The following is a 25,136-nucleotide window of genomic DNA, read 5'->3' as shown; positions in this document are numbered from 1 at the left end:
CTGTCTTCGTTGGGCGCCATTATATGGCCGCTTTTAATGATTCGCGAATAAGGGCTTCGCTCTCCATGCCCTCTTTATATACGCTGTCGACTAGTTTGCTCGCTTGAGCAGGTTTATAGCCTAGTGCAATAAGCGCACTTTGCGCTTCTTCCCGAGCATCGTTCACTTCAACAATAGTATTGGTGGATAACAAGTCGCCACTTGGGGGTGGTACAGCAATACTCTGCGCTTTGCCAAACTTAGCCAATCTGTCTTTAAGTTCTACCACTAAGCGTTCTGCGGTTTTCTTACCTATACCCGGTAAGCTGACGAGCGCAGAAACATCTTCGTTTTGTACGCTTGCCAAGAACTGGCTTGCCGACATACCAGATAAAATAGCAAGGCCTAACTTTGGACCTACACCATTGGCTTTGATCAATTCTCTAAAAAGCCCTCTTTCCATTTTATCAGCAAAACCAAACAGCAATTGGGCGTCTTCACGAACCACAAAGTGTGTGTACACCACCACTTCTTCACCCACCGCGGGAAGCTGGTAGAAACTGGTCATAGGCATGTGAATTTCGTAGCCAACACCGGCTACATCTACAAGAATTTCTGGAGGCTGTTTCTCAGCCAACGTACCGCGAATTCGTCCAATCATGAATTATCTCTGTAAAAGCGTGAGCTTCGAGCAGTATTAGCGCAAACGACCACGAACGGTTTTTCGGGCTTGCCCTGCCATGTTTATCAGGCTCTGTTCGGTGTGTGCATGACACAAGGCAACGGCTAATGCATCGGCAGCATCGGCCTGTGGCGTGCCGCTTAAATTCAGCAGGTGTTTTACCATGTGCTGAACTTGCGTTTTATCTGCGCCACCTTTTCCAACTACCGACTGCTTAATTTGCCTTGCGCTGTATTCAGCAACAGGAAGTTGCGCTTGGGTGGCTGCCACAATGGCGGCACCTCTGGCCTGACCAAGCTTCAGCGCTGAATCAGGGTTTTTCGCCATAAATACTTGCTCAATAGCAAACTGGTCGGGTTTATATTGACGAATAATATCGCCCACCCCGGTAAAGATATTAGCAAGACGAGAAGGCAAATCTGCCGTACCAACGCGAATGCATCCGCTTGCTACATACACCAGTTTACCTTGCTTGCGTGCAATTAAACCGTAGCCTGTGATCCGAGAACCTGGATCTATACCCAGTATAACCATTAAGGCACACTCGGTACAAACAAAGATACCGCTTCTTTATTAGAGGGAGACCATAAACGCACCAGTGCTTCGTCTTTCGACACCCATTCGTATTGCAAGTGCTCTGTTAAGACAATGGGTAAATCGCTGTTTATTTGAAGGGAAAATACGTGTTCTGTGTTGTGCACAGTACCAGGAGGATAGCGATGTAGCCAGCGGCTACGAATTTCATATTGGTTTTGCTTATCGTGGTCGTTAACCACAAAGCCGTGCGCTTTGGCATCGATGCCAATTTCTTCACACACTTCACGATATGCCGTTTCTAAGGGTAACTCCCCCTCTTCTAACGCGCCGGTTACCGACTGCCAAAAGGTAGGGTCGTCTTGTCGTTGCAAAAGCAGCACTCGGTAGTGTTGGTCATACAACACTACCAGTGCAGATTCAGGCTTCTTATACGCCATAAATTACGATTGCTTTTTCACCGTTGCAATAGCTAGCTCTTCAAGCTGCTGTGGGTTTGCAGGGCTAGGCGCCGATGTTAACGGACATGCCGCTGTGGTCGTTTTAGGGAACGCCATCACATCACGGATAGACGTCGCGCCAGTCATAAGCATTACAAGACGGTCTAGACCAAACGCAAGACCTGCATGCGGCGGCGCACCAAAGCGCAGCGCGTCAAGCAAGAAGCCAAACTTGTTCTTCGCTTCTTCATCGTCAATGCCAAGAATGCTGAATACCGTAGACTGCATGTCTTCATTGTGAATACGTACAGAACCACCGCCTAATTCAACACCGTTTAATACCATATCGTAAGCGTCAGATAAGGCTTCAGCTGGGTTAGCTTTAAGTTCTTCTGGCGTTAAACCACGTGGCGCGGTAAACGGGTGGTGAATAGCGTGAAGCTGACCGTCAAACTCTTCGAACATTGGGAAGTCAACAACCCAAAGTGGTTTCCACTCGCCTTCAAGAAGCTCAAAGTCTTCACCAAGCTTAAGACGAAGTGCGCCCATCGCTTCGGTAACCACAGTGTAGTTGTCTGCACCGAACAATAAAATATCGCCGCTTTGTGCGCCAGTGCGCTCTAGCATGGCGTTAGTGATGTCTTCCGTTAGGAATTTAAGGATTGGCGACTGTAGACCTTCAAGACCTGCACCAGCATCGTTAACTTTGATCCAAGCAAGGCCTTTCGCGCCGTAAATACCTACAAATTTGGTGTATTCGTCAATTTGCTTGCGCGAAAGTGAAGCACCGCCTGGTACGCGAATTGCCGCAACGCGACCTTTAGGGTCGTTTGCCGGGCCGCTGAATACTTTAAAGTCAACGTTAGCAAGCAAGTCGGCAACGTCTGTTAACTCTAACGGGTTACGCAGGTCTGGCTTATCGCTACCAAAGCGCGTCATGGCTTCTTTGTACGTCATGCGCGGGAAGTCGCCAAGGTCAACGTTTAGCATTTTGTTGAACAAGTCGCGGATCATGCGCTCGGTAATAGACATTACGCCATCGGCATCTAAGAACGTGGTCTCAATATCGATTTGGGTAAATTCTGGCTGACGGTCGGCGCGTAAGTCTTCGTCGCGGAAGCACTTAACAATTTGATAGTAACGGTCCATGCCCGACATCATCAGAAGCTGTTTGAAAAGCTGTGGCGACTGCGGAAGTGCAAAGAACTCACCTTTGTGGGTGCGGCTTGGCACTAAGTAGTCACGTGCACCTTCTGGCGTTGCTTTTGTAAGAATAGGCGTTTCAATATCAAGGAAACCTTCTTCTTCTAGGAAACGACGTACAGCACCGGTTACTTTTGCACGGAACTGTAAACGCTGGCTCATTACAGGACGGCGAAGGTCTAGATAACGATAGCGAAGGCGCTGTTCTTCTGAGTTTTCTTGGTTCCAGTCCAGTGGAAGCACGTCAGACTTGTTGATCACTTCAAGGCCTGTGCCTAGGATCTCAATCTCACCTGTGCGCATGTCTTTATTTACTTGACCTTCAGGGCGCGCACGCACTTTACCCGTTAGCTTTACACAGAATTCGCTACGCAACGTGTTAGCTACCGATAGCACGTCTGGTAAATCTGGGTCGAACACCACTTGTACGATACCTTCGCGGTCGCGTAAGTCGATGAAAATTACACCGCCTAAATCGCGACGCTTATTAACCCACCCGCAAAGGGTAACTTCTTGTCCAATGTATGATGAATCGATATTCCCACAGTAATCTGTGCGCATGGTCCTTGACCCCTGATGTTTTTTCTTGCTTCGCATGCAGTTAATTGGCGTTCAAAACCGCTTACTTTTGGGCTTAAGACTTTGCCAAAAATCGCGTAAACTTGCTGGCCAATTAGCTGGCCCGCCCACAACATGCATAATGTAATGATTTAAAGGCCGCATAGTATAAACAAATGCTTGATAAAGCCCAATGACAAATATGCACAAATCAGCCATATCACAAGGAAATCTCTATATTGGATTACCAATGTGGCAACACAGCCATTGGCCAAGCACTTGGTTTGCTAATTATCCCAAGTCTGATAATGGATTGTCGCTGTATGCTAAGGAGTGTAATACGGTTGAAGGGAATACCACATTTTACTCTCTTCCCCACCAAGACGCTGTAGCAAGATGGTGCAATTCAACACCCGATCACTTTAGATTTACTTTCAAGTTTCACCAGAACATTACTCATGTACATCAATTACAGCATTGTGATGAAGAGGTTGCCCAGCAGCTTGCTTTGTTAAGCCCGCTAAAAGAAAAGCTAGGCGTCATGATGCTGCAACTGCCCGCTTCTTTCGGGCCACAAAAGCTATCCATTTTGGATACCTTTTTAGCAGCGTTACCTCAAGAATTAAACGTAGCGGTTGAAGTTCGCCATTTGGCGTTTTTTGCAAAGGGTGACGAGGAAAAGGCGCTTAACCAACTTTTGATCCGCCACGGTGCAAATAGGATCATTATGGACACCCGAGCGCTGTTTACTGGCTCTTTAGACGCAGGGGGAAGCAATAGACGTGCGATGCTCGAGGAAGTGCGAGAGAAAAAGCCCCGTGTACCGGTAAACGTTATCGCTACAGGACATACTCCCATTGTGCGCTTTGTAGGCAATGATGTTGATGATGACAACCAACGCTGTTTATTGCCTTGGGTGAAAAAAGTGAAAATTTGGCAAAGTGAAGGAAAAAACGTGTACTTTTTTTGTCACCGCCCAGACAACAAAGATGCTCCCTGGCTAGCGCAGCAGTTTATCGATTTGTATAACAACACTACTCCATCACTCGTGCTAAATAACCTGTCTATTAAAACTCAGCCAGCGCAGAATTCTCTGTTTTGATGACGAGCAACTGACATTGAGCCTATGAATATTTTTTAATAGATAGCGTTTTTCTAATTCAGCGGTAAACTATTGTTCTTATCTATTTTGGTACTACACCATTATTAACTGTGAAATAACCTCAATGAACCATGAATATGAGAAAGCGCGTATTGCTGCGCTTGAATCGTTAGATATTTTAGATACTTCCCCAAGCGAACAACTTGACGAGCTCACCAAAGCTGTACAAGAAGAGTTTAATGCTAAAACCTGCTTAGTAAGCCTTGTTGCAGAAGATCGTCAATGGTTTAAGTCTCGCCAGTGTATGGATGCTACCGAAACACCGCGTAATATCTCGTTTTGCACCTACGCGATAGCCGAAGAAGAATACTTAATTGTTCCCGACGCTAAAGCCGATAAGCTATTTGCTAATAACCCGCTGGTCACTGGCAACCCTTTCATAAAAGCTTACGCTGGTGCTATCTTACGCAACAAAGATGGCTATGAATTGGGCACGTTATGCCTACTGTTTGATGAACCGCGTGACTTTTTAGACGTTGAGATAGAAAGCTTAAAAAGCCACGCCCGCACAGTTGAAGCCATTATTTTTTCAGAACACTTTCCAGCATAACCCCAGCCCTGCGCTTTTCGTATCGCAAAACAAAAACGCATCACTAACAAGTGATGCGTTTAATAACTCTCTAAGCTCGACTACGTCTATCTGAAATCAGCTGCGTCTAGCTCGTGCTTTTTCATAAGCTTGTGCATATCAGTTCTATTTCTACCAGCAAGCTCTGCCGCGCGCGTTACGTTGCCGTCGGTCATTTTAAGAAGCTTGTGCAAGTATTGCTGTTCAAAGGCATCGCGCGCTTCTGTAAGCGTTGGCCAGCTTTGTTTAGTGGCAGACAAAGCCTGCTCTACTAAGTGAAGCGGAATAACAGGCGTTTGCGTTAACGCAACACACTGCTCGACCACATTCACAAGCTGACGTACGTTACCTGGCCAAGATGAGGTTACCAGCTGCTGCATCGCGTCATCAGAAAATTGGCTTACATTCACGCCATGACGCTGTGCGCTTTGTTGAAGCAGCGAGCGAGCCAGAAGTGGAATATCTTCACTTCGCGATTTCAGCGACGGAAGTTTTAGGTTCACCACGTTTAGGCGGTAATATAAATCTTCGCGGAAGGTGCCTTCTTCCATTTCTTTGTGCAAGTCTTTGTGCGTTGCAGAAATGATACGCACATCGATATCTACGTGCTTGCTACTACCTACTGGACGAATTTGACGCTCTTGTAATGCACGCAGCAGTTTTACCTGCAGCGTCATCGGCATATCGCCAATCTCATCCAAGAACAAGGTACCGCCGTCGGCTTCTCTAAACAGACCCGGATGAGCAGCTACAGCACCGGTAAACGCACCTTTGGCATGACCAAATAGCTCCGACTCAAGCAAGTTTTCAGGCAATGCTCCACAGTTAATAGCTACAAATGGTTTGTCGCTGCGGTTACTGGCTTTATGAATGGCATTAGCAAGCAGCTCTTTACCTGTACCGCTCGCACCGCTAATAAGCACTGATACTTCACGCTGAGCTATGCGGAACGCCTGGTCTAGTACATTTAGCATTTCTGGAGAACGGGTGATGATGTCCTTTGCCCAATCCCCAGGCTGTGCAGCTTGAGACTGGCTAAGTGCTTTTTGCAGCAGCGCGCGTAATTCGTCGTGATCGACAGGTTTAGGTAAAAACCCAAATACACCTCGCTGAGTGGCTGCTACCGCATCAGCGATGGTGCCGTGAGCCGTCATCAGAATTACAGGAATATCTTTTCTAATTCCCATAATTTCTTCAAACAAACTCAGGCCATCTAAGCCCGGCATACGCAAGTCACTCAATACTACATCGTAGTTGTCGTTTTGAAGCTTTCTTAACGCTGATTGACCGTCTTCCACTGCGGTCACCTCATAACCTTCGCCTTCCAGACGAATGGTTAATAAGCGCAATAAGCTCTTATCGTCATCTACCAACAATAAGTTAGGGTTACTACTCGCCTTTTCGCTCACTGTTGTGTACTCCTGTTTTTATCCATCAGTGTTGCTTCAATCTGCAACAATTCTTCTAGTTTTTTGCGCAGGTTAACTGCTTCAATTTCAAGTGCTTTTACTTTCTCGCCACGAGAAGTATTTTCTTGCTCCAACACCACCATGGCAGATTCAAGCTGCATAATCTGATTGTTGTGCGACGCAGCAATAACAGTCACCACTTCTTGCGCAGTGGGTGTAAATGTTCCAGCAATATCATTTAAGGCAAGCTGCGCGCGCAACCTGTCTTGATAAGGTGTATCTGTTGGTAGTGTTAAAACGTAGGCGTGAAGTGTGTCAGATGCTGTATCACCTAACGCTTTTAATACTTGCTTACGCTCTAACCAAGGTTGGTTAGCCGCGTCAATCCACGCGTTAAGCCAATACGTTGCATCGCAATTGTGCTCGAACCCCTGTGGAGGCTCAACAAATAAACAAAGGCCACGTTCTATTTTAGCTACAGGCGTCACCTTTTCTGGCTCACCTGCGTTGTCGTTGTTCCTGGTTAAACTCTGACATCCTGTCAGCACCAGTAAGGCGACAATTAAACCACTTATTCTCATTTTATTTTTCCTGTTGCCCAATGGTCACTCTAAAGCAAACATCGGCATAGTCTACATCTACAACACGCACATCACCATGCATCAGTCGAGCGCAATCGGCAACAATTGATAACCCTAAACCCGTCCCAATGACATTGTCGTTTCTCGGCTCGGTTCCTCGGATAAAAGGTTCAAATAAAGTATGTACTGACTCTGGAGCAATACGCTTACCGCGATTGGCAACATCCAGTACAAGATTATCGTTTTCGTTATAAAGGCTAATATTTATCGGTCTTCCCACTGCGCCATGCGCGACTGCATTGGACACCAAGTTATCAAGTATTCTTCTAAACAGCTCCTCGTCTATACGCACCTCGGACGCGGTTATCTTTACTTCCACTTCTCTATCCTGAATGGCGAGCGCGTAATCTTCTAAACAAGCAGAAACTAACTTGCTAACGTCACTTTGTACCATTTTCGGCTGAGCTTGTTGCAACAGCAGGTTGTAGTCGAGCAACTTTTCCACCAGCGTATTGAGTCTTTGCGTGCTAGCAGTAAGTAGCGAAAGTACTTCGCGTTGACTGTTATTCAACTCGCCCACCACGTTTTCAGACAACAAGCTGCAGCCTTCTTTAATGCTGGCAAGCGGAGTTTTGAGCTCGTGAGCAGCGTGTCGCAGCAAGGCGGTTCTAATATGCTCCAACTGCTGTAGTCGATCATAAAGCCAATGTAAGTCTTTCTCTACATCAATCAGTTCTTTTGGCGCTTGTCTTGAAAGGGGTGGAAGCTGACCGTCGCTGTGGGCCATGATCCTTATAATCTTTTTTAAGTTGTTAACGGGGTTCACAATAAGCTGACTCCCCATCAGTATTAGCAATAACGAAACGCTTACAAGCATAGCTGTAGACCAAGCTTGTTTTGCTTGCATGGCATTTAAGTCATCTTGCTGGACTTTGACACGTTCAGTAATAGCGGCCTCTACATCGTCGCGAAGCTGGTCTACGCTATCGCCCACTGACGCAAGGTAGGCATTAAGTAAAAGCTGATCTTCAATCGCTCGATATTCAGCTAATTGATTTAGCTGTTGTGAAAGTCGTGTGCAGGTAGTTGGTACAGAGAGAGCCTGACATAGATTGTCAGCGGCCACGGCAAATTGATCGATGGCGTTATCAGAAAGAGATGCCACCCTATCATTTCTCAACACAGCAAATTGGCGAATGCTGCGCTCTACGTCAACGACCGCGTTATCGAGTCTTTGCATGTCGCTAACAACATCGACAACAAACCGTGTTTCAAGTGTTGTCATTTGACCCACTTTGGCTAAGTCGCTTTGACTTTGCCAAAGTAAGGCTATAAGAGGAATAAGGGCCAGTACAAAACTACCTAGCGTCAACTGCCTTAGTGAACCAAGTTGTACCAAGCGTTCACCAAACGAAACCTTGTTTATCAGAACCTTACCCTCTTAACTATATTATTTTATCTACTCACTTGCTGTGAGCTTTTCATTGCCTGGCGTCAACTTGCTTTTTGCCAATTCGGCTTCGGAAAGTTTGCCGTCTTCGTTGTCATCAATCAGCCCAAAATTACGCAGTAGACCTGTGTGCCGAACCGCTTCTTTAAGTGATATCAGGCCGTCTTTATCTGTGTCTAATTCCTGCATCAACGAGCGCGCTGGACTTGCGTACGCGTCCGCTACTGAAATGGCTTGTACTGCAGCAACAGCACAAAGTGCTAAGAAAACTTTTTCGAGACGTTTCATCATGAATCCTCCGCTAAACGCTTTTAAAATCCTTCTCAATCCGCTTTGATACCAGCCCTGTGTTATCAGGTTATGCTGCCATTAAAGCTCATGGATACTACCACTAGTCTTCAATTAACCACTATCATAATTGCATTCAAACTGCTTATGCTATTTTCAGACCAAAAAGGAAAAGCATATTAAAAACAGTAACATACATAAACAAATGTACTATTAAGCACTCAGCATACAGGTTAAATGTTGCAAAAAAGAAACACCACTTTGAAACACTGTATGTCAAAGTGGTTTTATCGATACCTTGCTATACAGAGAAACTACTATCGCTGTAATGGGAGGGAGAACAAGTGAGCTCCGACAAGGGGATGGGCTTGCTAAACATAAATCCTTGCACATTGTCACATCCATGCTCTCTAAGGTAACTCCACTGTTCAAGGTTTTCTATGCCCTCAGCACATACCGAGAGTGACAGTCTTTTCGCCAAATCAATAATTGCCCCAGTCACAAGACGGCTTCGTTCTGAAGTTTGAATTTCCATTACAAACTGTCGGTCAACTTTTAGCGTGTCGATATTGATTTGCGTCAGGTAACTTAACGAGGAGTAACCCGTTCCGAAATCATCTAGCGCTATGGCGCACCCCATATTTCCGATGCGTCTGAAGAACTTGTTTGAAAGAGTAAAGTTTTCTAGATACGCACTTTCTGTCACTTCAAATTCAATGTTTTCTGGGTTGATGTCATAGAGCTTGAAAGTATTGTAGATGTAGTCAAACAGCTGCGAGCTTCGCAAATCATGTCCAGATAAATTGATTGAGGCTCTAAACGGAGACGTGGCCCATTGTTTTAAATCTGGCATATCAATACAAACGCGTTTAATTACCCAACGGGTAATTGCAGTGATCTTACCGCCCTGCTCAGCAATGGGGATAAACTCGTTCGGCATGACCAAGCCAAATTCAGGATGTTGCCAACGAATAAGCGCTTCTACGCCGATTACGTTCCCTTCGTTATTAACTTTAACCTGGTAATAAACAACAAACTCATCGTTGCTGATTCCTTGCTCAATACCGTTAGCTAAGTGGAGTTTACGCTTATGCGACTCAACCATATCAGGTGTAAACAGTGTGTAGCTGCCCCGCCCTCGCGCTTTTGAGCGATACATTGCAAGGTCTGCATTGCTCATCAGTTCGCTTAGGTCGTAGCCCGCATCAGAAGCCGTAGCGATTCCAACGCTTAAACCTACCGTTAGTGATAAGCCACGCAGTTCAAAAGGCTCATCAAATGCGGTAATAAGTCGCGTTGCCAAGCTTTGCGCTTGGTCAGTAGTCACATCTCTATCGGGCAGTACTAAGAACTCATCCCCTCCCAGTCGCGCGAATAAATCGCCGTCGCGCAGCAAACACTGAACTCTGTCAGCAACCTCTATGAGAATGAGATCCCCGGTTTCATGTCCTAAAGAATCATTGATGCCCTTAAACCCATCTAAATCAAAAAACAGGAGCAGTAAGTCTTCATCATTTCTTTTGGCTCTGGCTAGCTCAAGTCTTAAGTTATCGAGAACAAACTGTCGATTGGGAAGACCGGTTAAACTATCGAAGTTTGCCAGACGAGACATGGTTTCTTGTTGATCAACCAATGTTTGCTTTTGCTCAAAGTTGATAAGTAACTCAACTTCAATGGTATCCAATAAACTATTAATGTTATTCGATAACTGTCCAATTTCATTAGATGTATTAAGTGAACTGCGCAGCGCATAGTCTTTTGACTCAAATACTTCTTGAGTAAACTGCCTCAGCGACCCAATAGGAGAAATCAAACGATATAAAATAAAGACACAAGTGCCAGTGCAAAGCAGCCAAATCGCGATAACGATAGGCACTTGCTTAATGAGCTGGCGAACTGAACTTGCCGCCATGGTGTCTTCAATGTCCACATAAAGAACAACATGTCCAAGTGGGTATAGGCTACTGCCTACAATTTGATGGGCAGTGATAACATTGTCGTATTGCGTAACACCAAATGGAATTTCTGCAGGATCAAGAGGAACAGATTGATTGGAAAGCTGGCTTAAGGAATCAGGTTGAATGGTGGAAATGACTTGATAGTCGTTGTCATATAGCGTGGCGGAAATAAGATTATCGTGTTCTTTTATCGGTTGAAAAAGAGAGGAAAATAATGCGTTATCACCGGGACTACGCTCCATGACAACCGATAACTGCAGCGACAAAGCGTTACTTAACGTCGCTGTATTGCCTTTAACCACATCCACCACAGAAGCGTTGTGTTCTAATTTATTAACAATTACCACAGAGAGCGCCAGCACCGACATCGTCAATGCAATGACAAGCCCAATTGGGATTTTCAACGTTCTAAACACTCAACTACCCTTACTTCAGTACTGCAAGCTGTTGTAAGCAAGTGATGCCAAAGGCTCTGAAACAGCACTGTCACCGCTAAGCTTTTATTATTATTTGTTCACAATAGTAAGGTACAGGTCGCTAAATTTGAATCCATTTTTTTTAGCTAATACAAAAAAGACTAACTGAGTGATGATGAACGCTATGTTCTTTCAACTACTTCAAGTTTAGTTTTAATGTATTGGCTATGGGGAACGTACAATAAATCAGCTATTTGACGAATAGTACTCTCTTCAAGAGGCGCTAAAGATTCATCCGCGTATGCAATAGCCCAGAGGCTCTTTATCACATCTCTTTTCTCATCAGCGCTGCAGTGTTTATTTAGTACTTGAGTAAAACGCACTAAGTCAATTGAATCGTCAGCCGTCTCTTGCCCTCTTTCAAGCAACAACGACATCGCTTCCTCATCTATGTTTACATGCTTTCTGAGCTGTTTCTCGTATTCACTTCTCTCGCTATCCGTTACCTCATTATCAGCGTTAACAATTTCACTAAGTAATGCAGCAGTCGCCAATTCAACGGTATACGTTGGCTCTGTACGCTTATGCGTGTCTTCGAAAAGTTTAAGAAATGATTTCAGCATGGGGCCCTACTTCTTGTGTCACCGCAGAAACGCCCGCGGTTAATGAAATTTGAGTATCGATAAAACTTTTACTCGGTAAAAGCTAAATTCGATTAATTGCTGGATTAGATGGACAGATTTACAGCGATGACTAAGTAAGCAAGTCTATGTAAACTGTACTCAGCGACTAGAGCTGTAAAGTGAGAGTTTAAAAGCCCTCAGAGAAACATGAATATGAACATTTTGCTCGTAAAGATATTTTCTAAAGGCGCCTAAATTTTAGTATCAAGTAAGCAAATCACTTTACTCCCGCCATTTTCGAACCACACTCGTTCGCACAGCGCGTGAAGCAAAGGGAGCCCACGCCCAAAGCTTTCGTCATGAACGGAATGACGCCGGCCTACCATACTTGCCTTATTCCACTCAAAGCCTTCACCACTATCTTCAACCGCTATCAACACCTTACCTTTAAGGGGTAAAGACTCTATCCTAATATTAATTCGCCCGTGACTAAGCGCTTTTAGTGAAGCCTCGCGGTTTTCGTAATATTGATGAAACCCTGTACTATCAGCTTTGAGTTTTGAGTCGAGTTTCAAGATCCCGTGCTCTAACGCATTATTAAACAGTTCCGACAACACAGTATAAATTATCGAACGCACCGCTTGAATGCCCTCACATTGCCCCGCAAGCTGTAGCACGCGTTGAAGAATGTCAGGCTGTTTCAAATGTTGTGCGTCAAGCGCAACTTCATGCACCGATGGCAATCCAAAATCCATCTTTGGTGATACGGGCGTTTTAATGGGTTGAGAGGTAAACACGACTAGCGTGACATCATCGTGAAATGAAGAGGCTGCGCAATGCTCTTTCGCCTTAAGAAAAAGTGAATTGGATTCTATTTTCCCATGCGTCTGCATTTGCTCTTTTACTATTCTTACCAAGCCTTCCTCAAGAAGCATTTCTCCCTCTTGATTAGTACTCTCAATTAGCCCGTCGCTACAAATTACAAGCTGTTCATTGCATCCTAATTGAATGGTATCGCAATCGGTGTTGAGTTCATGCTCGTCTAGGATCCCTAATGCCATGTGACGTGAGGGGATGCAGCGCAGCGCTAAATCATTTTTCGCAGGAACAATGACAGCCGGCATTCCACCCTGCCATAAGTTGATTCTATTGCCCCCCGCGTTAATTTCGCCCACCACTGCGGCCATAAACATGTCACTTGGTAGAAACTTAATTAAAATTCGATTTAATTCTGAAATAATCTCAGAAATAGATACCCCTTGCTGGCTGAGTTCCTGAAAGGCTCGGGTTACAGGCAACGCACCAATTGCTGACGCCAAACCATGACCTGTAAAATCTCCCACCACAAAATAAATACCACCACTAGGGCTTGATTCGCATAGAAAGAGGTCGCCATTAAAGGTTTCAGCTGGCTTTAGGAAGCAGTCGAAATGCGTCATTACCTCGGGTCGATTGACAATAGCGTGGCTAAAAATATGTTCCACAATGGCGTGCTCTCTCGCCACTCTTTGATTGAATAATCGAAGTGCTTTATTTTGCTGTTCTATGTGTTCACTCAAAGCACGTATTTTTAAGTGGGCTCGAATTTTGGCAATTAGAATGTGTCGGTCGAAGGGCTTTGTGGCAAAGTCGTTCCCGCCAACTTCCAGACACCTCACTAAGCTTTCTTTATCTTCTAAAGCGGTGATAAAAAGAATAGGTAGATACGGCCCTTTCGCAAGCTTGCGTATTTTGGGTGCAACGTCAAAACCACTGAGCCCAGGCATCACAACATCCAGCAAAACCAAGTCGGGTTTTTCGTGCGTAAATTTTTTGATAGCTTCAACACCATCCACCGCTTCGATACACTCTTTATAACCTGCGTTATAAAGCATGTTAGTAAGCAATGTACGGTTGATAGCCTCGTCGTCAACAATGAGGATCTTCACGTATGTCTCTTCGATAAAATGTTAATTTAGCGACTTACTTTTCTTACTTAATGTCGAACTTTTTATCGAATCGAGATATTTTCAGGATTTTAGCAACCTGAGGACGGGCATTTTCGATACTGTAGGTTAATTCTCTTTCAGCGAGTGCCTTTTGCATATTTAACAACATACCTAAGGCGGAGCTATCCATGTATTCAGTACGCGATAAATCTACGGCGATGTGAGAAACATCGGCGCCCAGTTCGCCATAGGCGTTTCTGAAGTCTTCTACCTTACTAAAGTCAAACTTAGTGCCTACATCTACCACTAGTACTTTCCCTTGATTTTGATAGCTTGACGTTATTTCCATATTCGCTCCTTAAAAATGTAAGCAGAAATGCTTCATCACATGCTTTTAACTTTGCTATTCTTATACTAGTTGAAGTTTTACACATCGCCATGAAAGTCTTCTTAAACTTTCGTATGGTAATGCTTTTTTTATCGCCATTTAGATGGAAAGACGCAATTTATTGAGGTATGTATGCAAGACTGGCAAGACGCCCTTTTGGTCTATAGTACTGAAAGCGGCAAAATAAAGCCTGAGCCAAAAGAGCAAGCGCGTTCGGTGTCTTCTGACGGCGTTGTCCGTATTCACAGGGAAACTAAAGGTCGCAAAGGAAAAGGGGTGTCTCTGATTAAGGGATTAGACCTCGCGTCTGATGAGCTGAAAAAACTAGGCTCTGAGCTAAAGAAAAAATGTGGTTGCGGCGGCGCAGTGAAAGACGGTGTCATTGAAGTACAAACTGATGACAGGGAAAAGCTCCGCACACTACTTACCGATAAAGGGTATAAAGTTAAGCTTGCTGGGGGCTAAAGTTACGCTAGCCAGCTAGCGAGCTCTCACTTTTTCATAAACATATAACAAAAAGAGTCTGAAATGGAAAAGCTGTCAATTTCTGATCTACACATTATTTTAGTTGAGCCTTCTGACACACAAAGAAAGATCATCACCACATTGTTGTTAAAAGAACACGTAAAGGAAATTGACCCCGTCAGTACCCTTTCCGAAGCTCGTTCAGCGGTAAAAGCGCACGGTGCTGACCTAATCGTAAGCGCGATGTACTACGAAGATGGAACCGCACTAGAACTACTTAAATTCATTAAAGAAGACGACGCATTTAAAACAATCCCCTTCATGTTAGTTTCCAGTGAAAATCGTTTAAGCAAACTAGAAGAGTTTAAGCAGGCCGGTGTTGCAGCAATTCTTCCTAAACCATTTGAACCCCTTCATTTGTCTCGTGCGTTAAATGCAAGCTTAGATTTAATCAATCACGATGAACTAGAATTAGAACTATTTGACGTACACGACGTTCGCGTACTTCTTGTTGATGACAGTAAATTAGCGCGTAATCATATTCGACGCGTACTAGAAGGCATGGGGCTTCAACGCATAAAAGAAGCTGAGAATGGCGCAATGGCGCTAACTTATATAAAAGATGAACCTTTTGACCTCGTGGTTACCGACTACAATATGCCCGAAATGGATGGCAGGGAACTATCGGAATTTATCCGCTTTAATCCAGAAACCACACATATACCGATTATCATGGTAACGTCAGAGTCGGCTGACAGTGCACATATGGCTAATATCCAGCAAACAGGTGTGAACGCGCTATGCGATAAGCCTTTTGAGCCCAACGAAGTAAGACAAATGCTTTCAGCACTATTAGGTAACTAAGCGTTAAAATATAAACGACGTTCTCAAATTACCCACCGGCAGGTGCTTATTTACGGCATCTGCCAGCGCTTCATGCCCTAACCGTTTGGCTTTTTATAAAGCCAACAGCGCATTTTAATTACTTTTTCAAGTCCTCCACATTAAAAACAACTATTCAATTTGTAAAAATCGGTTGACACACATAGGCGTTCAACATACATTCAAACCTATGAAACAGAATACTATGCACGTAGCACTTTTCTTTTTTGCGTTTATATCCTTTAACTAGGGAGGCGCGGCTACATGCATGAAAACCTCCCAACTGGGAGGTTTTTTTTTAGCAGAATTTTCTTATACGATACGCACGGGAATGATATGTCAGACAATGCATTAGATACTGTTAGAGAGCGGATTACCGCTTTAGACAGTGAATTACTTACTTTACTCTCAGAACGCAGAAAGTTAGCCAACGAAGTGGCTGAGACGAAAATAAAGCATCACATTCCTGTGAGAGATCAAAAGCGAGAAGAACAGCTATTGGTGCGCCTAATAAAAGAAGGCCAAAACATCGGCTTAGACCCTCATTATGTGACACAAATTTTCCACGTTATTATTGAAGACTCTGTTTTAAACCAGCAGGCTATGCTTGCTGAACGCGCTAACCCTGGCAGTACATTGCCCTTAAACCGAGTGGCATTCTTGGGCGACAAGGGCTCTTACTCTTATCTAGCAACTCAAAAGTACTTCTCTCGTCGCCCAGGCGAATTGCTGGAAATTGGCTGTCAGAGCTTTGCTGAAATTATTCACAAAGTTGAAAGTACAGAAGCCGATTACGCGGTATTGCCTATTGAGAACACGACGTCTGGCAGTATCAATGAAGTGTATGACCAACTACAGCATACCCAACTTAGTATTATTGGTGAACTCACCCACCCTATCCGCCATACATTGTTAGTGGGAACCAACACCAGTATCGATAAAATCAAAACGCTTTACGCTCACCCTCAAGTGTTCACTCAGTGTAGCCATTTCTTAGCAGAACTAGGGAACGTAGAAGTGAAAACCATGGACAGCACTTCGTCTGCCATGTTGACAGTTAGTGAGCTTAAACGCGATGACGTAGCCGCAATAGGCAGCGAAGCGGGTGGTAACTTGTACGGCCTAATGGCAATAAAGAGTAACTTAGCAAACCAAAAAGAAAACCATAGCCGTTTTATCGTTGTTGCGCGTAACCCAGTAGTGGTTCCACTTCAAGTTCCTGCTAAAACAACACTTGTAATGTCTACCATCCAAAAGCCAGGTGCACTTGTAGAGGCCTTATTGGTGCTTCGAGAGAACAGCATCAATATGACGAAGCTTGAATCGCGTCCTATTCCAGGTAATCCATGGGAAGAGATGTTCTACATTGATGTAGAGGGCAACGTAGAAGATGGCCCTGTACAAAATGCACTTGATGCATTGCGTGGTATTACGCGCTATATCAAAGTATTGGGCTGCTATCCAAGCGAAGAAATTAGCCCGACCAAAGTGGCCGCGGCGAGTGCGCTGGCTGATTAAGCCAGCACACGCCCCATTGTTTACTTTCTTTCGTTGTAATGTTTAGGCAGGCTGAAAGGCTTGCCCAACATTACCAACGTCACTTTCACCATTAACCTGGAAGACAGAAACTCTGTTGCGGCCATGCTTTTTACTGCCATACAAAGCTTCATCGGCATTGGCATACAGCGCCTCGAATTGATACTTTGATGACGCAGTGCTGGAGATACCAAAGCTTGCTGAAATATCGAAGGTAAAACCGCTTTCTGCTGTATCAATTTGACGGATACTATTGCGCATACTTTCCGCTATTTCTTTTGCTTTTTTCTCATTACACCCTGGTAATAGTAGGCCGAACTCCTCACCACCTAAGCGCCCGAAAACATCTTCTTTTCTGCAGTGTTTCCTCACCGCGTTAACGACTGCCTTTAATACCCAATCGCCTGTTGGATGACCGTAGCTATCGTTGACTGACTTAAAGTGATCAAGGTCAAAAATTACAAAAGATAATACGTCCTGCTGCTCTGACATTCGATCAAGCGCTTTCGATGCCAACTCAGTAAAATAGTGACGGTTCGCCACTTTTGTTAACGAGTCAGTTTGCGCCTTTTCCCTAAGTGCTGCATGTAACTTACGATTTATTATTGCCCACATAAGGACAAGTATCGTGGTGGAAGCAAGCAATGTTATCAACAGCCTGTGATTTTGCTTTTCTTCTCGGGAAAGTGCTGCTTGCGCTTTCAGTAGGCTATTCTCTTTGTCCAGTAACTGAATTTCGATATTCTTCTCGAGGTTATCGAACTTAGCCTGTTGAATCGCCATTTGCTTAACGTTGTACTCATCAAGGTACGCTTTATCAGCCTCAGCGTATTGAATGAATGCATCTAATGCTTGTGCATTATCCCCTTTCTCTATTGCCGACTGGTACAGTATATAATAAGCCGTTTTTCTGGGTTTTGAATATCCCATGCCTTTTGCAAGCTCCGCGCCCTTAAGCGCACTCTCCTGTGCGTTGTGAAAGAGCTTATTGGCAAAATAGGCTTGTGCTAGCGCTGTATAGTACTCTGACGTTAATCGTGGATAGTTAGTACTTTCAACATCTGCTTGGATAGCAAGTAAGGCGTCTAACGCCCCTGCGATACTGTCTGGCGATGCTAACATCAGTTGAGCAAGCCATAATTTTGCTAGATTCAGAGCGATTGGCTCTTTACTCGCATTACATACCTCAATGGTTGTATTCAGCGTTTCTCGGTCAAGTCGTCCTAAATTATGCAGCGACTCACTACGCAGATTTTGAGCCAGACACGCATTGCGGGAAGAAAGCTCTTGTCCAATTACGCGAGCACTGTACTGCAAACTCTGCTCAAACTCCTCCAACTGATTATAAAAAAGCGCAATCGTCAAAATTGAAAGGTGCTTATCTTTATCTTTCGCTAACGAAAGTAGAGGAACAATATCAGGAATTTGCTGAAGTGCTTTGGGAAAATCCCGAACTAACGCGTAGTTGTTGAGAATTGAATTTTTGGCTCGTAGTTGTAACGATTTATCTGAAGCACTTTGAAAAACACTTTCATAAAGCGGAACCGCCTCTATGAGTTTTCCTGAATACGATAAACTATAAGCATTGAGATAGTTAAAGTATTGGACTTGGGCCGGTGAGAAGGAGGCTGATTTATTACTGAGAGCAGACAATGACGTACGAAACGCCTCCACGTCTTGACTGCGAAGTGCATCAGCGCGCACTAACTGCTGATCAATTTCGTCAGCAGAAAGCGGAAATATGAAAAAGGGGCAAAGTAACGCCCCTATTAAAAACCTAACCACAATTTAAACTATCAAGGTTAGTGAAGTGACACTTGGTTCTTTTCTTCACTCTCTTGTGCATCACCAGGCGCGTCTTGCTCTTCATCTTCTGGCATCAAAAGACACCACATCTTTTCTTTCTCTTGAGAAAGTTCGTCTGCGTGGTCAGCTTTAAATTGTGCAATTACATCAGTGTCACGTTGCTTAGATGCATCTTGTGCAATAGCGAGAAGTTCTTTTAGCGCTTTCATTAGTTTGTTCTACTTTATAGTTATTAATGTTTAATAGGTTAGCAACTATTTGATGAGTTGTTAATCAAATATATAGCATTTTAGACATATTATACCAGTTACTATTTGCATCAATTACCTTTGAAAACAGAAATACTTACTGGTTCATTAGGTATGAAGTAACCAAATAGTTTAGCGATTAAAGGTATATGTGACCAAGTTGGTTTTACTTGGCTGAAAACAGTTGTCATCTGCCTGTTTGAAGTTCAGTTGGGTGACTAAACGCTTTGTAGCGAGGTGACGCTTTTCGAATTGGGCAATAATTTGGTGTAAATTGAGATATTCCAAGCCAAATTCGACTAGCGCGCCCATCGCTTCTCGTGCCGCGCCTTTTCCGTTCATTGAAGGCGCTAATATAATTCCAATCTCTGCAGTGTCTTGTAAAACGCTTTTACAAAGCATCTGAATTCCACAAAATGCCTGCGTTTGATTACACGTTATCGACCAGACCTTCTGTGCTGGCCAAGGCCTTTTGTTTGTTTCAATGAAAGTACTAGCGACTACCTCACTCTTCTTCTCAGAAAGGGGCTCACCTATTAATCGCATAACTTTTCTATTTTGGTACAAGCTTGCTGTTTCCTCTTTCCACTGCTGGCAAAGTAAAGCGCTGGTAAAACGAGGCGTAGCGAACTGCACTAGTTAGTACCTTTGGAATAATCGACATCATCTACCACTGGTTTACTAACTGGTGGTATGACAAGTGTAGAGTGCTGGTTAATTTCGTGATTATGCAGTTCACCAATAGCAATCGTCGTAGCTCTGAACTCATCGATGGGCAAGGTTGCAGCTTCATATAAAATAGCGCTGTCATTCGCTTGGTAAATAGATAACAGTTTATCAGTAAGCTTTTTTCGTTGAAGAGAGCTGGAGGTAAAAACGGCACTTGAGAAATCTCCTGCAACCCCAACCTGCCATAAGACTAAATACGCAGCCGTATCTACTTCTCGTTTATATACTAGAAACTGGTTTGCCTCGTAGTGTTGGCAACCTAGAGCACCTGGGTCTATGCCCAAGTCGGCGTATAGGCACGATTCAGCAGAGATCCCCGGCAACATGTAAGCATCAAACCCTCGGCTTTTAGCGATTGCGATAGCGTCATGAGGCACCTTTGCAAAAACCCCAGGGTGTCCATAAAAAGCGCCAACTACTTTTTTACCTTTCTCCACACGCTCTAGCATTGCGCTAGTCATTTGAGCATAGGTATCGTGGCGATCTTTGCCTTCACCATAGAAAGTTTGTAGGTTTACTGTGTTTTTATTCATAGAGGTGATCCATGCCTCCATGTAGTGCTCAGCTACACATACGAAAACGACGTCGGCTTGCTCAATATGACTTTGACAAATAGGCGATAAATGCGCACCAACCATCATCCCGGTTCCTACACATACTAGGCTACCTTGTTGCATGTAACTGTTCCTTTCTTATTATTGGGTTTTAGCTGTTTTTATCAAAAACATGTTTAATCGCGTCAACCGTATCACTTAATGTCACTTTTCGTGCAAACGATACAACACCATTAGTGCCCTGTCCTCTGTCAAAAATTGTATAATATTGAGAGATCAGCGGAAGACCGAGGATGCTTTGATTCGGCCAGTGTTTTAATGGAAATATTTTAAAGGAAGCTTGGTTAAATGTAGGGGCGTGCTCCTGCCAGTAGGCTTCTGGCGGCAGCGAAAGTAAGACATCTTCACCCTCATCGCCTTCAAGAACAAACGTTAGTTCAGGCCATTGTGCCAAATCTAGCTTTTCCAAGTCTATTCCTTGCTCCTCTAAAGAGAAAGCAGCGAAGGGCTCAAGCAATGTTTTCGCGTTATCAACACAGCAAAAAATCTGCTCGATCACTTCGTTATACAAAGATTCTGGCAAACCAATCACCGTTGCTCCTGAATCTACTATCGCATTTGAACACCAGCGTGCTTCGTCCGATTTATCCAAAGCCGGCGCTTTAATGCCTTCGTTTTCTCCAGATTTTACGGCTTTTAACGTGACGTTATAATACTTATCGTGGAGTACCTTCACAGACCTAATAGGAGGAGCGTATAGGTCTCGATGAAAAATAGGCTCACCTATTAGAAAAAGGCCATGATTTTTTCTATGTGCAAGCGCTGCGCGAACACAATTTCCATCTACGTTATAGACGCTTGAGCGATGTAACCAAAAAGCGAATTTATCGGCGTTAATTTGACGCTGCTCTAACTCAGAAAAGTAGCTAGGGAGTGTGGTCGCAACGTAATCAGCTGTCTTTAGATTAATAATTGCTGACTCGTTAGGCTCAGCCAACGCTTTTTCAAAAAACGTTTGTTCGCTCATCTCACACGTCATTTTGTCAGTGCAACGATAGGCGTGATTTAGTGGTTGATAAGCTAACCCCATAATTCCGTCAGCTTTTTTAAAACAAGATTCTTTTGTCTCTTGCGATTCTTTCACTATTGCTACATAAGTTTGCGGCAATGAAATGCTGTGACCGAAAATGCCCAGGCGCACCGTGGTTTTAACAACAGGGCCCAGCCAACTTCCTGCAGCATATTTAATTGATTGAGAGTAGTAGGTGAACCTCACATCACCATCACGTTCAACATGATAATGAATATCGCCTAGTACTAAGGTTGAGCTTCCCGTATCTAAAATAAGATGAACGGTCTGCTGATGCGCGCCTATATGTGCTCTCACACAATAGCCGCCATCAGCGAAAGTATTGGTAATTGGCAAACGAAGAGAACGAGCCACGTTGGCTACCTTAAATTAGCTATCGCTGTAAACAGTCGGTCAAAACTACTTGTCTCTTAAAAGCTGACCATCATCCGCTTTTAACAACATCTGTTTGCTGTCTACTAAACACTTCTTCGCATAATCTCCGAACCACGCGCCGACCTTCATGAACTGTTCTACAAAGCCTTTTTTGTCGCCATTCTCAAGTAATGACAATGCAATCCCAAAACGCTCGTAAAAGCGACGTAGAAGTGCAAAGTTATCAGGGTTATTGAAAATAATATCAGCATAAAGCTGTGGTGACTGAGCGAATAACCTGCCTACCATTGCGAGTTCTAAACGATAAATAGGTGAGCTAAACATGGTGAGTGATTCCAGATTAGGATCTTCACCTTTTAAGTGTTGCCCGTACACAAACGTGTTGAAGTGACGCATTACCTGAATATAAGCCATGGCTTGGTCATGTTCTTGTGCGCTGGAGTCATGAATGGTAGCACCCCAAATTCGCATTTGCTCAATGAGCCAACTGTATTTATCACTGCCACGTCCGTCGCACACTACCACTACCTGTTTAATCATGCCAGGCGCGTCAGGACCAAACATGGGGTGAAGTCCAACAACCGGACCATTGTGTGCGGCAAGCATCGCCTCAAGTGGCTTAGCTTTAATACTGGTTATATCTGCAAGCACGCAATCCTCTGGCAGCATAGTAAGCTTGCTAATCACGGCTTCGGTTAGATTAATAGGCACTGCAACAACAACCAGTGAAGCACAGCTTAATAACGATGTTGCTCTACCACTTTCCCAGTCGTCTTTTTCCACAACTGAAACGTTGTAATTACTTCGTTCGAACAAGCTCACAAACACACGGCCAAGTGCCCCTGCTCCACCAATTACAACAACGTTGTCAGCATCAGGTTTCACACAGCGATATTTGTTGTTTTGCGTGTGATAAGACTCTCGCATTACTCGACGTAATAAGTCTTCGGTGAGATCGGGCGACACCCCAAGTGCTTCTGCCTGAGCACGGCGGGAGGCTATCAACGCTTTTTCACGCTCTGGTACATAAACGGGCATACCAGCTTCAGCCTTAATTTGACCGACCAGGGTTGTAATTTGATTGCGTTTTGCGAGTAATTCGACAAGCTGGGTATCCAGCTCGTCGATACCTTCACGCAGCGTATCTAACTTTTTTAAGTGCTGCGATAAATCGGCCATTCTGTCTTATCCTTGAGTCAAATGGCACGGGGCTTATTGGCAAATTTTTACTTGCCACATTAGGCGTTGCTTGGATTTATGCCACCGTGCGCTTATTTTGGCGTAAGGGTAACACAGTTATTAACTTATCTCTGGTTTGAGATATTAAGTTCTCTGTGGTTTCCCAATCAATACATCCGTCTGTGATTGAAACACCATACTCAAGTTCTTCTGGCTTTTTACCTTCAGCTTTTTGATTACCCGGTTTCAAGTGACTTTCCAACATAACGCCAATGATTGACTGATTGCCTTCTAGAATTTGATTGACCACGTTCTGTGCAACCAATGGCTGACGGCGATAATCTTTTGAAGAGTTCGCATGGCTGCAATCTACTACTAAGCCCGCTGTTAAACCAGCATCCTGCAGCTCAATCTCGCACTCTGATACGCAAACCGAGTCGTAGTTCGGCTGCTTTCCACCGCGCAAAATAATGTGGCCATCTGGATTACCGCTGGTCCCGATAATACTTACCTGGCCTTGCTTATTGATTCCCATAAAGCGGTGACCCGATGCCGCCGATTTAAGGGCGTTTATGGCAATATCTAGGCTTCCATCTGTGCCATTTTTGAATCCTACAGGCATAGACAGGCCGCTGGCCATTTCACGGTGAGTTTGCGATTCAGAGGTACGCGCACCGATAGCAGCCCAGCTAAATAGCTCAGCAAGATATTGTGGACTAATTGGATCCAGTGCTTCTGTTGCAACAGGCAGCTCTAGTTCTGCAAGCCAAATTAGCAACTCTCTTGCCTTACGAAGACCGGTTTCAATATCAAATGTACCGTCGATATGCGGATCGTTAATTAAACCTTTCCAACCTGTTGTGGTACGCGGCTTTTCGAAGTACACACGCATAACGATAAATAGCGTGTCTTTGCATGATTCATGAAGCTCTTTAAGCTTAAGTGCGTACTCTTTCGCGGCTTCAACGTCGTGTATAGAACATGGTCCACACACTACAAGCAATCTATGGTCGCGACGATGAATGATATCTGAAACAATCTTTCTAGACTCAGAGATAGCCGCTAACGCTTTGTCTGACACAGGCAATTCAGCACTAAGCGCTTCAGGGGTTATAAGTACATCTTCGGTACTTACGTGAACATTATTTACGGTGTCCTTGATCATGGGAGCTCTCTTACTCTCTTAACTACAAATGAAAAACGGAAAATTAAACGCCAAAAGAGTGTGCAATCTGCATGTAAACTTTATTGTACAACCAGCTTTTTCTATATTTCTTTAACGTCATTGACTTTTTAGCAACTCAAGCGTAATAGCGCAAGTAATAACGAATAATACTTTAATCTAGGGTAGATTCGAAGCGAATGAGCATGACTGAATGGCAATAGTGCATAGAGATAGCACAATTTTTAATCGACAGTGAGGTTTAATCTACTTTACCTGACTCCCCCAAACTAAAAGCGTCATTCATAAGCGTATTGCCGGCCATCGCACTTGATAATATTGTGATTACAAACAACATTTCTCTGGCGTTCTCAATCCCGCCAAATAAGCTCCAGACCACAAACATTAGCACCGTTAATCCCAATTGAGTGGCTATAAACTTTATATATATTTTTTGCATCTTTTTGGCCTCGAAAAAGGAAGGCAAGCCTCCTTGTTGAATTGTCTACTCTTCTTTTGTTTCAATCGAAGCGTCCACTATCTGTTGAGTAGCACCACCGAGCGCGGCTCCATTTCCGGCCAAAACAGCTCTCCCGATACTACCAACCGCCGCAGCCCCTCCCGCTAACGCCGTCATTCCACCGGTGAATGCGCCTGCTACGGTAGCTCCTGCCAAGCCTCCCCAAGAAAAGCCCCCATTAAAAGCAGAACCTAATAAATAGGCACCAGCACCTAACGCTGCTCCATGTAAAAATGCCCCATTTACTTCTTCCAATTCATCATGAGTTAATTCCACAATATGCATTACAACCTCCTTTACTGTTTAATTTACATTCCAACTTCTTACATTGTGCTCTAGCACGCTTATAAATTACTAAAGTTGTTGGGAAGCGGTAACTGAACAATATGCCAGATCTACATGCCTATCTTGCTTAAATAATTG

Annotated in this window: 26 protein-coding genes; 5 read left to right on the top strand and 21 right to left on the bottom strand. The window is 44.1% G+C overall.

Features of this window, described 5'->3' with window-relative positions; translation table 11 throughout:
* Positions 1-19: 19 nt before the first annotated feature.
* From ruvA to aspS, 4 genes are read right to left on the bottom strand one after another with little or no spacing between them, the layout of a single operon-like run.
* On the bottom strand, positions 20-640 hold the full coding sequence (gene ruvA, locus F0261_RS07385; RefSeq protein ID WP_014978754.1) for a Holliday junction branch migration protein RuvA: 621 nt from the start codon (positions 638-640) through the stop codon (positions 20-22).
* 36 nt (positions 641-676) lie between these two features.
* Positions 677-1,195 (bottom strand): crossover junction endodeoxyribonuclease RuvC, encoded by a 519-nt coding sequence (gene ruvC / locus F0261_RS07380; RefSeq protein ID WP_014948862.1) that lies wholly within the window; start codon positions 1,193-1,195, stop codon positions 677-679.
* Entirely contained in the window at positions 1,195-1,635 is a 441-nt protein-coding gene (gene nudB / locus F0261_RS07375; RefSeq protein WP_171337589.1) for a dihydroneopterin triphosphate diphosphatase, read from the bottom strand. The genes ruvC and nudB overlap by 1 nt, the downstream gene beginning before the upstream one ends.
* Positions 1,636-1,638: 3 nt before the next feature.
* Positions 1,639-3,399, bottom strand: coding sequence for an aspartate--tRNA ligase (gene aspS, locus F0261_RS07370; RefSeq protein ID WP_171337588.1), 1,761 nt, complete (start codon positions 3,397-3,399; stop codon positions 1,639-1,641).
* 247 nt (positions 3,400-3,646) lie between these two features.
* Here aspS and F0261_RS07365 point away from each other — a divergent pair, with 247 nt between their 5' ends.
* Together F0261_RS07365 and F0261_RS07360 are read left to right on the top strand one after the other, a co-directional pair.
* A complete protein-coding gene (locus F0261_RS07365) occupies positions 3,647-4,498 on the top strand; it encodes a DUF72 domain-containing protein (protein ID WP_171337587.1) in 852 nt (283 codons plus the stop codon).
* Between the two features lie 124 nt (positions 4,499-4,622).
* On the top strand, positions 4,623-5,108 hold the full coding sequence (locus F0261_RS07360) for a GAF domain-containing protein (RefSeq protein WP_014978750.1): 486 nt from the start codon (positions 4,623-4,625) through the stop codon (positions 5,106-5,108).
* 86 nt (positions 5,109-5,194) lie between these two features.
* Here the strand turns inward: F0261_RS07360 and F0261_RS07355 are convergent, their stop codons facing one another.
* The 8 genes from F0261_RS07355 to F0261_RS07320 form a co-directional block, all read right to left on the bottom strand.
* A complete protein-coding gene (locus tag F0261_RS07355; protein WP_014948857.1) occupies positions 5,195-6,535 on the bottom strand; it encodes a sigma 54-interacting transcriptional regulator in 1,341 nt (446 codons plus the stop codon).
* A complete protein-coding gene (locus F0261_RS07350) occupies positions 6,532-7,116 on the bottom strand; it encodes a hypothetical protein (RefSeq protein WP_014978749.1) in 585 nt (194 codons plus the stop codon). The genes F0261_RS07355 and F0261_RS07350 overlap by 4 nt, the downstream gene beginning before the upstream one ends.
* A gap of 1 nt (position 7,117) precedes the next feature.
* Positions 7,118-8,515, bottom strand: a complete 1,398-nt coding sequence (locus tag F0261_RS07345; protein WP_014978748.1) for a sensor histidine kinase KdpD — start codon at positions 8,513-8,515, stop codon at positions 7,118-7,120.
* A gap of 60 nt (positions 8,516-8,575) precedes the next feature.
* Positions 8,576-8,857, bottom strand: coding sequence for a calcium-binding protein (locus tag F0261_RS07340; RefSeq protein ID WP_223866688.1), 282 nt, complete (start codon positions 8,855-8,857; stop codon positions 8,576-8,578).
* A gap of 298 nt (positions 8,858-9,155) precedes the next feature.
* Complete coding sequence (locus tag F0261_RS07335; protein ID WP_014978747.1) at positions 9,156-11,228, bottom strand: bifunctional diguanylate cyclase/phosphodiesterase; 2,073 nt, start codon at positions 11,226-11,228, stop codon at positions 9,156-9,158.
* A 182-nt stretch (positions 11,229-11,410) separates the two neighbouring features.
* A complete protein-coding gene (locus tag F0261_RS07330; RefSeq protein WP_014948851.1) occupies positions 11,411-11,851 on the bottom strand; it encodes a TerB family tellurite resistance protein in 441 nt (146 codons plus the stop codon).
* 251 nt (positions 11,852-12,102) lie between these two features.
* Positions 12,103-13,779: a SpoIIE family protein phosphatase gene (locus F0261_RS07325; protein WP_171337586.1), complete on the bottom strand. Its 1,677-nt coding sequence runs from the start codon at positions 13,777-13,779 to the stop codon at positions 12,103-12,105.
* A gap of 43 nt (positions 13,780-13,822) precedes the next feature.
* Positions 13,823-14,128: an STAS domain-containing protein gene (locus tag F0261_RS07320; RefSeq protein ID WP_014978745.1), complete on the bottom strand. Its 306-nt coding sequence runs from the start codon at positions 14,126-14,128 to the stop codon at positions 13,823-13,825.
* 171 nt (positions 14,129-14,299) lie between these two features.
* Here F0261_RS07320 and yciH point away from each other — a divergent pair, with 171 nt between their 5' ends.
* The 3 genes from yciH (at position 14,300) to pheA (ending at position 17,032) form a co-directional block, all read left to right on the top strand.
* On the top strand, positions 14,300-14,632 hold the full coding sequence (gene yciH, locus F0261_RS07315; protein WP_014948847.1) for a stress response translation initiation inhibitor YciH: 333 nt from the start codon (positions 14,300-14,302) through the stop codon (positions 14,630-14,632).
* 63 nt (positions 14,633-14,695) lie between these two features.
* Positions 14,696-15,496, top strand: a complete 801-nt coding sequence (locus F0261_RS07310) for a response regulator (protein ID WP_014948846.1) — start codon at positions 14,696-14,698, stop codon at positions 15,494-15,496.
* A 354-nt stretch (positions 15,497-15,850) separates the two neighbouring features.
* Entirely contained in the window at positions 15,851-17,032 is a 1,182-nt protein-coding gene (gene pheA / locus F0261_RS07305; RefSeq protein WP_253819266.1) for a prephenate dehydratase, read from the top strand.
* 42 nt (positions 17,033-17,074) lie between these two features.
* Here pheA and F0261_RS20205 read toward each other — a convergent pair whose 3' ends face one another.
* The 9 genes from F0261_RS20205 to F0261_RS07260 all read right to left on the bottom strand — a co-directional run bounded on the left by F0261_RS20205 (position 17,075) and on the right by F0261_RS07260 (position 24,998).
* A complete protein-coding gene (locus F0261_RS20205; protein WP_014978743.1) occupies positions 17,075-18,835 on the bottom strand; it encodes a GGDEF domain-containing protein in 1,761 nt (586 codons plus the stop codon).
* A 17-nt stretch (positions 18,836-18,852) separates the two neighbouring features.
* Positions 18,853-19,065: a hypothetical protein gene (locus F0261_RS07295; RefSeq protein WP_014978742.1), complete on the bottom strand. Its 213-nt coding sequence runs from the start codon at positions 19,063-19,065 to the stop codon at positions 18,853-18,855.
* A gap of 171 nt (positions 19,066-19,236) precedes the next feature.
* Positions 19,237-19,740: a GNAT family N-acetyltransferase gene (locus F0261_RS07290; RefSeq protein ID WP_171337584.1), complete on the bottom strand. Its 504-nt coding sequence runs from the start codon at positions 19,738-19,740 to the stop codon at positions 19,237-19,239.
* Positions 19,740-20,510 carry an SAM-dependent methyltransferase gene (locus F0261_RS07285; protein WP_014978740.1) on the bottom strand — a complete coding sequence of 257 codons (771 nt, stop codon included), beginning with the start codon at positions 20,508-20,510 and terminating at the stop codon, positions 19,740-19,742. The genes F0261_RS07290 and F0261_RS07285 overlap by 1 nt, the downstream gene beginning before the upstream one ends.
* 28 nt (positions 20,511-20,538) lie before the next feature.
* Complete coding sequence (locus F0261_RS07280; protein ID WP_171337583.1) at positions 20,539-21,831, bottom strand: pepsin-like aspartyl protease; 1,293 nt, start codon at positions 21,829-21,831, stop codon at positions 20,539-20,541.
* Positions 21,832-21,876: 45 nt separating this feature from the next.
* Complete coding sequence (gene tyrA / locus F0261_RS07275; protein ID WP_171337582.1) at positions 21,877-23,031, bottom strand: bifunctional chorismate mutase/prephenate dehydrogenase; 1,155 nt, start codon at positions 23,029-23,031, stop codon at positions 21,877-21,879.
* Between the two features lie 76 nt (positions 23,032-23,107).
* The gene (locus F0261_RS07270) at positions 23,108-24,196 is read right to left on the bottom strand and encodes a 3-deoxy-7-phosphoheptulonate synthase (protein ID WP_014948838.1); all 1,089 of its coding nucleotides are present in this window, start codon (positions 24,194-24,196) and stop codon (positions 23,108-23,110) included.
* A 259-nt stretch (positions 24,197-24,455) separates the two neighbouring features.
* Complete coding sequence (locus F0261_RS07265) at positions 24,456-24,599, bottom strand: hypothetical protein (RefSeq protein WP_253819264.1); 144 nt, start codon at positions 24,597-24,599, stop codon at positions 24,456-24,458.
* A 99-nt stretch (positions 24,600-24,698) separates the two neighbouring features.
* Positions 24,699-24,998, bottom strand: coding sequence for a hypothetical protein (locus F0261_RS07260; protein ID WP_014978736.1), 300 nt, complete (start codon positions 24,996-24,998; stop codon positions 24,699-24,701).
* Positions 24,999-25,136: the final 138 nt, after the last annotated feature.

This window comes from Alteromonas sp. 07-89-2 (assembly GCF_013113925.1).
GTDB classification, from domain to species: Bacteria; Pseudomonadota; Gammaproteobacteria; order Enterobacterales; family Alteromonadaceae; genus Alteromonas; species Alteromonas macleodii.
Note: the sequence above shows the minus strand (reverse complement) of the source record. Positions and strands in the feature narration are given on the sequence as shown.